Genomic DNA, 8113 nt, shown 5'->3' on the forward strand with positions numbered 1-8113 from the left:
TATATTTGTGAATTCAAATAAAATTTGTATATGCGATTTTATCTTTGAAAACTAATTTAACTAGATGGATCTTAAAGAATTACATAAAAATATTGGAACTGCAAAGGATAATAGGAATAATCCAATACACGATTGGTATAGATTTACGGCAGGATTTTCATATAAATTAGTTCAGAAAATAATAGAATTGGAAGGACTAGGAGATAAAGACTGTATCTATGAATGTTTTGCAGGGTGTGGGACAACATTAGTATCCGCCCAGAAAAATGGTATTCCTGCTGTAGGTAATGAAGGTCAAGAATTATTATACAATGTAATAAAAGCAAAATTGGACTGGTCTGTAAATATTAACTCCTTGAAGCAGTTTATGCTGAAAATAGAGTTGTCTATAGAAAATGGCACCTACGAAAAGCCATACCATCAATTACTTAGAACGCTTTATACAGATAATAATTTATTTCAATTATATTATATTAGAGATTTCATTTCTGATAGTAAACTGGAAAATAATTGTAAAGTTTTTTTAAACTTAGCATTAACCCAAACATTACATAAAGTAAGCATTCATCCTATTGCAATCCCTTATATATCAAGAAGTAAAACGTTAAGAGGTAATCTTACAGCTTATGATACTTTCAAAAATACGGTTTTTAAAATGATAGAGGATTTAGCAACAGTAGATGGGATGAGTAATTGTACGAATATTTATAGACACGACTCTCGCAAGAGAAATGAAGAAATTGAAACTGATAGCTGTTCAATATCAATTACTTCTCCGCCGTATTTAAATAATTTAGATTATGGAGAGGTTTCTAAGGTTTGTTCTCATTTTTTCGGTTATACCAATGACTGGAATGAAATTACTGAAAAGGTTAGAAAGGAATTAGTGACAGGCGCTACAACACATTACAAAGAATCTGAATTCGATTTGGAACAATGGAAAAGTAGCGATTTTTATATTAAAAATAAAAGTGTCATTGATAAACTATTACCCGATATTAAAAAAATTGAAGAAATTAGTAAAACTAGAAAGGGAAGGAAAAGTTTTCATATCCTTGCCTTGTATTACTTTCAAGATATGTACAGAGTATTTTTAGAAATGCGACGAGTTTTGAAAGAAGGTAGTAAGGCATATTTGGTTTTAGGAGATTCGGCACCATACGGTGTTTTTATAGATACAACTAAAATTTTGGGAGAAATTGCTAAGAATTGCGGTTTTAAAGGTTATGAAATAATTAAAATTAGAGAAAGAGGCACTAAGTGGCAGTCACTTACTTATAGACATAATATTAAATTGTCAGAAAACATATTGATACTTGATTAAAAGATTACCTAATATTAGCTTATTTCCCGAGGAAGTTTTACCATTTCTTACTGATAAAGAAGTATATCAGTATTATAATAAAGGGTGGTCATTTTCAAATATCTACTATTTAAAACCCATAAGGGATATTTATCTAATAATAAAAAAAAATAAAACTGAAGATTTAAATAATAAGTTTATAAGGTATGAATATCTTAAAATAACTGAAGATCTAAGTAAAGAATGGTCTGAAAGAAAAATATTAGAATATGTCAATGCAATAAAAAATTTTGGACTCATTAATGGTAATTATAAAGTCCAGAAAAATATTTTCATTAATTCTGCTTTAGGAAATAAATTATCCGATGAAGATTTGCAAGATTTCAAAGACATATTTTTTGAGTTCTTTAGGTTTAAAGAGATAGCCACTTGGTATCTAATTTCCGATTCTAAAAAACAATTAGATATTAATGAGGTAACTATACAAGACTTAATAGAAAAGTCCCGTCTTATGTATGCAATAAAGGAAGGTAAATTTTTTAATAAATTCTTATTCTCTCTAGAGGATGTGTCGAAAGTATATGTGATTCCTCCAAAAGACTCTCATCTAATGCGGTTTATTGAAGTTTTTTATAAATGGGGTACAACACTTAACTTCATTGAAAAATTCAATCTAAATTCAGTAAATATTAAAACTTTTGAAAATAGAGAAATCACTTGTACTTACTTTATAAGGCCTTTCAAGAATTTCGATTTAATGAAGTTTACTCAAAAACATTTCCAGTATCAAAGACAAATCTCTTTACCAGAACTAATTTTTAGTATATGTCAAAATTTTCACTATGCAGTTGATGAGATAAAATCTTTTCTAATTAATGAAATTCAATTCAATGATAAATTTACTTATGAAAGAACGTCAGCGGTATTTATCGTTAAAGGCAAGAATAAAAGTGAACAAATAAAATCGGCTACATATCTATATCCATTGATAGATAATAGTTATGTGTCACATATTATAGTAAGAAAATGAGTATAGACGTAAATAAAATTTTGAAAGATAGAGCTCAACAGTCTCAGAAAGACCGTTATTCTAAGTTTGGACTTAAATCCAATCCTTTTCCTAAATCTGGCACAGCAAATATCAACGAATCATCTGATCAAACAGTCGCACTTGCTCCAATAGATGAAAAAGTACATAAAGAAATTGTTGATTATATTGCTGATTCGCTATATGCAAGTTCTAAAAAAGATCAAAAATTAATTGGAACGATAACAGGAGATTATGGTACAGGGAAAACACAATTATTATTATATGCAAAATCAATAATTCAGAACGAAAGTAAAAAAGCTTTTGCTATTTACATTAATAATCCTGGAACAAATTTACCGCAGCTTATAGGATCTATAATTGAAAAAATCGGGCAGGAGCAATTTAAAAAATATCTTTGGACTCAGGTTCTTGATGAAATTAAAAAACCAAAGAATACATATAAAGCTGATCTTGAAAAGTTCCTCGCAAGCCCTCAAGGTGATATGTTCGGAAAATCTAATGATCCATTTTCTATTGAAAATGAAGCCAACCATAAAGCTTTTTTAGATGCATTTATCAAGCAAATAAATAGCAGGTCAAAGAGGGCTGAATTGAATAATACATTAAAACATATAATTCTAAGTATACTAGAAGAAAGGAATCAAGATGCGGTTATAGCCGATTACTTCTATAATTTAATTTCTGAAGATTTCGGTATAAGTAAAACTTGGGAGACGATAACATCAGGGAGTGGTAAATACCTAAACAACAAAGTAGTTAAATTGCTTAATGCAATCATTGATATTGTACAGGATCAGGGTTTTGAAAGATTCTATTTATTAGTTGATGAATTTGAAGATATTACTTCAGGGCGTTTAACAAAAAAAGAGAGTGATACTTACGCATACAATCTAAGAGCTTTAATTGATAAGGAAAGAAGATGGTGTCTTTTAATCGCTTTGACCCGTACAGCCTTAGAGGATATCCAAAAAATTTCACCTCCTCTTGCTGATCGTCTTACTGATCGGGAGATTAATATAGAAAGATTATCTACGGCACAAATGAAAATTTTAGTATTAAACTATCTTAACTTAAGTAGAGAAAATAGTGATTCGCTCACTCCTTTTACTGAAGAAGCAATTCAAATGGTTAATAAGATTACAGGAGAATTGCCAAGGTTAGCTCTTCGAAAACTTTACTTTTTATTAGAAAGAGCAGCTGACTCTGAATCTATTAACGAGATAGATGTGAAATTTGTAGAAGCTAATCTTCAGTAATATTATGTCTTTAAACCAACCTTATGTAGATCCAGTTTTCAAAATTAAAATTGCGGTAGATACTCAATTATTAGCATACCTAATAGATGATAGTTATCCGAGTTTTACGAGATTTTTTAAAAACCTTACTAACTCTCCTTTTGTAGATATTGTGTGTTCAAGATTTGTCACTTATGAATATATTGGAATTAGGAAGTTAGAACACTATCTGAGAACACTCTATAAATCCACAAAAGGGAATATGAATTTTAGTTCTGCTCTTAAATATCGCAATGAATTTAAGGCTCCAGAACTAGACTATTCCGAATGCTACTCTGATATCAAAAATACTATTGAGGAAGAATTGAAAAAGCTCAATGATGATTTCGAGATTATTTATGATGAAAACATTTTACATCAAGCACTTTGGCTTCCACATCAAGATTTAGTATTATCATCACGTCTTTCTAAAGAGGATAGCTTAGTTCTACTGTCCAGTGTTTATCCACAAGAATTTTTAAAAGAGGAACATACTATTTTTCTGACTAACGATGACCAATTTTATAAAGCTTTTTGTGGAGGTGGAAATTATAGAATGTCCTCAATTGATGATGTCTTTCAAGATAATGATTTAACACTCCCAGAAACTTCAAATATTAAAAAAATCAAAAGCCCAAGTGGAGCTACTACACATAATCTAACAGGAGATATTGAAGACGATGTCATCGATGATTTTGCCCAAGATTTTATTTTTAATGAAATAGCAAAAAAGAATAAAAAATTACTACTAGGTACTACGATACGTTGTGAATGTAGTGAAGGACTTAAGAAAAAATTATTATGTTTTGATTTAGCTGATGATGTTGAACTTCCAGAAGAAATATATTCGGTAATATTATATAGAACCGATTCTGCTATAGATATTTATATTCATCATACAGCTTTAACTAATTTTCATCAAGGAGATAAGATTAACGACTTCCCATATAAGGCAACAGAAGATCCTAAATCTAAACAAATAACATTAAAACTATCAAACGAAGAGGGAAGTGATTTGAAAGAAAGTTTAATGGATGAAATAACTAAAAAAGACAATTTAGTTTTCATACATCCAGATAACATTTGATAATATTGCTTGTTAAGCAATACTATATTATAATAGTGAAACTTTTGCAAGTTTTAACGATAGCTTATCATAGGACTACTATCTCTAAAAGGGTCCTCTATCTTTTGGTCCATTATGGGTAACCTTCCATTGGCCATTTTCCTCGACCAGTTTAAAAATACCTGGTTTTGGGTCGTAGGATGTTGAATACTTAATCCAGGTTATCTCACCTTCTTTTTGTTCATCCACGACCTTAAAATCAGGTTCAGAATTTTTATCCTCGGTAAACATTTCTTGTATACTGGAAAGATTTGCATACCCGGACTCTGTAGTATATTCCTTTAAAGTTGTCTTATCACCGTGATAAAAACTTTCAGCGACGATTTTGGCGGTTTCTGAAGGTGATAAATCTTGTTTTCCGGCACAAGAGAGAAATAATACTACTAAAGAAAAAACTGCTATTTTTTTCATAACAATGTTAATTTGGGTTATTGATAAATCTATGTGATATCTTTAATTTTAAGTTCCTTTCCCCGTTCTTCTCATTGAGTTCTAAAACCGCTCTGCGATCATTTCCTATTGAGAATTTTGGCAATACGTAAACCAATCTTACAGATTTGTTTTCTTTTACTTTTGAGGGCAAATTATATTTAAAAATCGGTTCTTGATAAAGCCGTTGTAAAGACTTCTTATTACCCTTTTTTCTTGTCTCAACTGATAATTTCAGAAAGTTAAGATCGTAATCCAACGAAGATTTGTTTTCAACCTGAATCACGAAATAAAGCTCTTCCTTATCAAAAATAATATTCTCCACACGCAATACGATGCCTTCGTTTCGTTTTTTTATTCGGCCAATCCGTTTTTTTCGACCAATTAGATAAGAACAGAATTTATTGTAATAAAATGTTCTGTTATCTATTGTGTCTTCACGTTTAGCAATAGTAGTTGAATCAGCAACAAGAGGCTTTTCATTACCGATGCTTTTAGACGTTGGTATAAAATAATTCAGCCGATTTAGTTTTTTCCTATACTTTACAATATACGAAAAAACAGCGCCATTTTTGTTGACAACCAGAAGGTTACTTTCTTTCCCGGGTTTTGCCTGGAGCAATCCGAAATATTGCCCTTTCTCACGATTATAGGTAAAGGCATAATTTTCAGATCCTGTTATTCCCTGCCGGATAGGTTCTGGGAAGAACAGTGCTACATTTTTTTGATCATTAGCATAAATGGTATCAAGGTGAAAAGATGTTTGTGCCGTCATCATAACAGTAACAAGCAGGGATAGTGAAATAAAAATAAAATTCTTCATAAGAATAGGTTTAATGTTGTTTTGAGTCTATAACTTAGGCTTCAGGATGAGCCTGTAATTGTTGAGCACGGTAACCTTAATATTGCGGTTATTGCGCTGGAATATCTTTTTGAAACCACCTACTTGTGGCACACCGGCGATATTGATATCATCTACCATATCTCCGATGACCTCGGTTGAAACTTGGGCTCGAAAGTTATTTTCTACATAAACACCTTCGCTTCCGTCTTGAAGGTCAAATGCTTTTAATTTGGTTGGATGATTCTTTATGTTTTCGATTTCTATCAAGACCCGGTTGGGCTGAAAACTAATAAAACCGTAAATAGGTGTATTTGTTGGAATCTGTTTGCTATTGATAGTAGCCGCTTTGGTCAGGCGCATCCGTAAACGGGAATTGGCTTTGACCACTTGGTCGCCATCCACAACGGCGTAAATCAATGCATCGGTACTACCGGAAATTGAAATATCACTTTCTTTTGGATCTGAGGCAAAAAACAACTGGTGTTCCAGTCCCATTTCTTTAGCAGCAATTTTTTGTTCCGCTTTTATTTCTGCAGAGTCCACAACTTTTTCAACTTTGGGAGAAGCTTTCCTATCACCAATATGCTGATAATTTTGTTTGGAATACTTGATTTTCCCTGCGGAGTAGATACTATCTACAATACGTTCTTTTTCCTTATCGGCGAAGTTTTCATCGTAAAAACCAAGTGAATCAATCAGTTTTTCATCATAGATGCTGGGCGCATTGGTTTCACGCACTTCTTTTAGATCGTTGATGGCATCCAGTTTGGAATCGTATTCCTTTTGGTCTTCTTCCAGTGCGGGAACGGACGTTTCTTTAAGGTTTGTATGCTCATTTTCATCATTGCCCATTACCAGAATAGAGTAGGAAATCAGGAAAATGACGACTACGGCAAGTACTGCCGCAAAGACTATTTTATTTTTTTCTATCTTCATAATCATTGGTTTTTTAAATACCTATTATCGTTTTCATCATTTAGTTTTTTAAGGGATTTTTCGAAGTAATCGGTGATTAGCAATCCGTGAGGATTGTTGGGAAAGTTTCGATCTACGATAATCAGGTTTCCGGTAGAAACCAATTGATATCTGTCGATGATCGACCCCCGGTTGATCTCAAAAACAGTAACCGTTTTGAAGGAATAAGTTCCATTTTGTTCTTCGATCTGGGAATCAATACGCAGTACTTTTTGAACTAGGGAATATTGCAAAAGTCGATTGTAAACACCATCTGCCTTCTTTTGGCGATATAAATTATCCACAGTGCTATTGCCCAGCCACAGTGCCTTTTCTAAATTCTTTTCATAATTGCTTGCGTCAATATTGTAGAAATAATTATGGAAGAGCTTTAAATGTGCTAAAGCCTCTACTTTAAAGTTTTCTTTTTGGGTAACAAGCTTTAGTGGGATGATACTGCCATCGGTGTTGATGGCAAAAGCATTGTTCAGGGCTTTTTTGTGAGTTGAGAATGCCATCCATAAAGCAAAAATATTGGAAAGCAAGCTGCACACGATCAAAGCTAAAACGATGAATCGGTTCAGTTTTAAAACAGTATAGATATTTTTATAATATGTTTTCATTGAGCATTAATTAATTGGTAAATAATCTAAGGGTAAAGGAAGTCGCACGGCGGTACAATTTGAACTTCAGAAAAACAATGAACCCTATTGACCCGAGTTGTACTACAGGGGCGAAAATTCCCTGACTGACATCTGAACCAAATAGGTTTGTCCAAAAATTAGTATTGATTTCGGTATAGAGCGCATTGACAAAAACATTGACCAGAAAGAAGGCGGGAACTAACATATAGACCGCAGCATAGAGCTTAAAAAATGTATACGCTAGTGAGCGGAATTTTTCAAAAACGGCCAGGCTGATAACCAACGGGAAAAATGCCTGCATTATCCCGAGAAGGAAAAAGCGCTCAGCCAAGAATAATGGATAGATAAATAAATCAAGAATCCACAAAATAACACCTCCGACAAAGGCGATTAACTTGAAACCATATAATGGTGTAACTAGAGCTTCATAAAGCAATGTCATTGCATTTTTAGCAGCATCTATTAGACTTACATCTTCTTCAATGGGA

8 protein-coding genes and 1 pseudogene are annotated in these 8113 nt (G+C 32.4%); 4 read left to right on the plus strand and 5 right to left on the minus strand.

Going from position 1 to position 8113, the window contains the following annotated elements; genetic code table 11:
* Positions 1-64 precede the first annotated feature (64 nt).
* The 4 genes from FVB9532_RS10415 to FVB9532_RS10430 are packed head-to-tail and all read left to right on the plus strand — an operon-like array spanning position 65 to position 4715.
* Positions 65-1324 carry a methyltransferase gene (locus tag FVB9532_RS10415; RefSeq protein WP_150545118.1) on the plus strand — a complete coding sequence of 420 codons (1260 nt, stop codon included), beginning with the start codon at positions 65-67 and terminating at the stop codon, positions 1322-1324.
* On the plus strand, positions 1317-2333 hold the full coding sequence (locus tag FVB9532_RS10420; protein ID WP_150545119.1) for a hypothetical protein: 1017 nt from the start codon (positions 1317-1319) through the stop codon (positions 2331-2333). The genes FVB9532_RS10415 and FVB9532_RS10420 overlap by 8 nt, the downstream gene beginning before the upstream one ends.
* Positions 2330-3610 (plus strand): BREX system ATP-binding domain-containing protein, encoded by a 1281-nt coding sequence (locus tag FVB9532_RS10425; RefSeq protein ID WP_150545120.1) that lies wholly within the window; start codon positions 2330-2332, stop codon positions 3608-3610. The genes FVB9532_RS10420 and FVB9532_RS10425 overlap by 4 nt, the downstream gene beginning before the upstream one ends.
* A gap of 4 nt (positions 3611-3614) precedes the next feature.
* Positions 3615-4715 carry a hypothetical protein gene (locus FVB9532_RS10430; RefSeq protein ID WP_150545121.1) on the plus strand — a complete coding sequence of 367 codons (1101 nt, stop codon included), beginning with the start codon at positions 3615-3617 and terminating at the stop codon, positions 4713-4715.
* An 84-nt stretch (positions 4716-4799) separates the two neighbouring features.
* Here FVB9532_RS10430 and FVB9532_RS10435 read toward each other — a convergent pair whose 3' ends face one another.
* The 5 genes and pseudogenes from FVB9532_RS10435 to FVB9532_RS10455 form a co-directional block, all read right to left on the minus strand.
* Positions 4800-5165, minus strand: a complete 366-nt coding sequence (locus tag FVB9532_RS10435; protein ID WP_150545122.1) for a hypothetical protein — start codon at positions 5163-5165, stop codon at positions 4800-4802.
* Positions 5166-5172: 7 nt separating this feature from the next.
* On the minus strand, positions 5173-6006 hold the full coding sequence (locus FVB9532_RS10440) for a DUF4138 domain-containing protein (RefSeq protein ID WP_150545123.1): 834 nt from the start codon (positions 6004-6006) through the stop codon (positions 5173-5175).
* Between the two features lie 27 nt (positions 6007-6033).
* The gene (gene traM, locus FVB9532_RS10445; RefSeq protein WP_150545124.1) at positions 6034-6963 is read right to left on the minus strand and encodes a conjugative transposon protein TraM; all 930 of its coding nucleotides are present in this window, start codon (positions 6961-6963) and stop codon (positions 6034-6036) included.
* 2 nt (positions 6964-6965) lie between these two features.
* Positions 6966-7604 (minus strand): conjugal transfer protein TraK, encoded by a 639-nt coding sequence (locus FVB9532_RS10450; RefSeq protein WP_150545125.1) that lies wholly within the window; start codon positions 7602-7604, stop codon positions 6966-6968.
* 10 nt (positions 7605-7614) lie between these two features.
* A pseudogene (locus FVB9532_RS10455) lies at positions 7615-8113 on the minus strand (hypothetical protein); the annotation flags it as partial.

This window comes from Mesonia oceanica (assembly GCF_902499555.1).
Lineage (GTDB): Bacteria > Bacteroidota > Bacteroidia > Flavobacteriales > Flavobacteriaceae > Mesonia > Mesonia oceanica.

What these genes read in the sequence shown, in the direction of transcription:
- FVB9532_RS10415 (WP_150545118.1), top strand. Translation starts at nt 65, where the DNA reads ATGGATCTTAAAGAATTACATAAAAATATTGGAACTGCAAAGGATAAT.
- FVB9532_RS10425 (WP_150545120.1), top strand. Translation starts at nt 2,330, where the DNA reads ATGAGTATAGACGTAAATAAAATTTTGAAAGATAGAGCTCAACAGTCT.
- FVB9532_RS10430 (WP_150545121.1), top strand. Translation starts at nt 3,615, where the DNA reads ATGTCTTTAAACCAACCTTATGTAGATCCAGTTTTCAAAATTAAAATT.
- FVB9532_RS10435 (WP_150545122.1), bottom strand. Translation starts at nt 5,165, where the DNA reads ATGAAAAAAATAGCAGTTTTTTCTTTAGTAGTATTATTTCTCTCTTGT.
- FVB9532_RS10440 (WP_150545123.1), bottom strand. Translation starts at nt 6,006, where the DNA reads ATGAAGAATTTTATTTTTATTTCACTATCCCTGCTTGTTACTGTTATG.
- traM (WP_150545124.1), bottom strand. Translation starts at nt 6,963, where the DNA reads ATGAAGATAGAAAAAAATAAAATAGTCTTTGCGGCAGTACTTGCCGTA.
- FVB9532_RS10450 (WP_150545125.1), bottom strand. Translation starts at nt 7,604, where the DNA reads ATGAAAACATATTATAAAAATATCTATACTGTTTTAAAACTGAACCGA.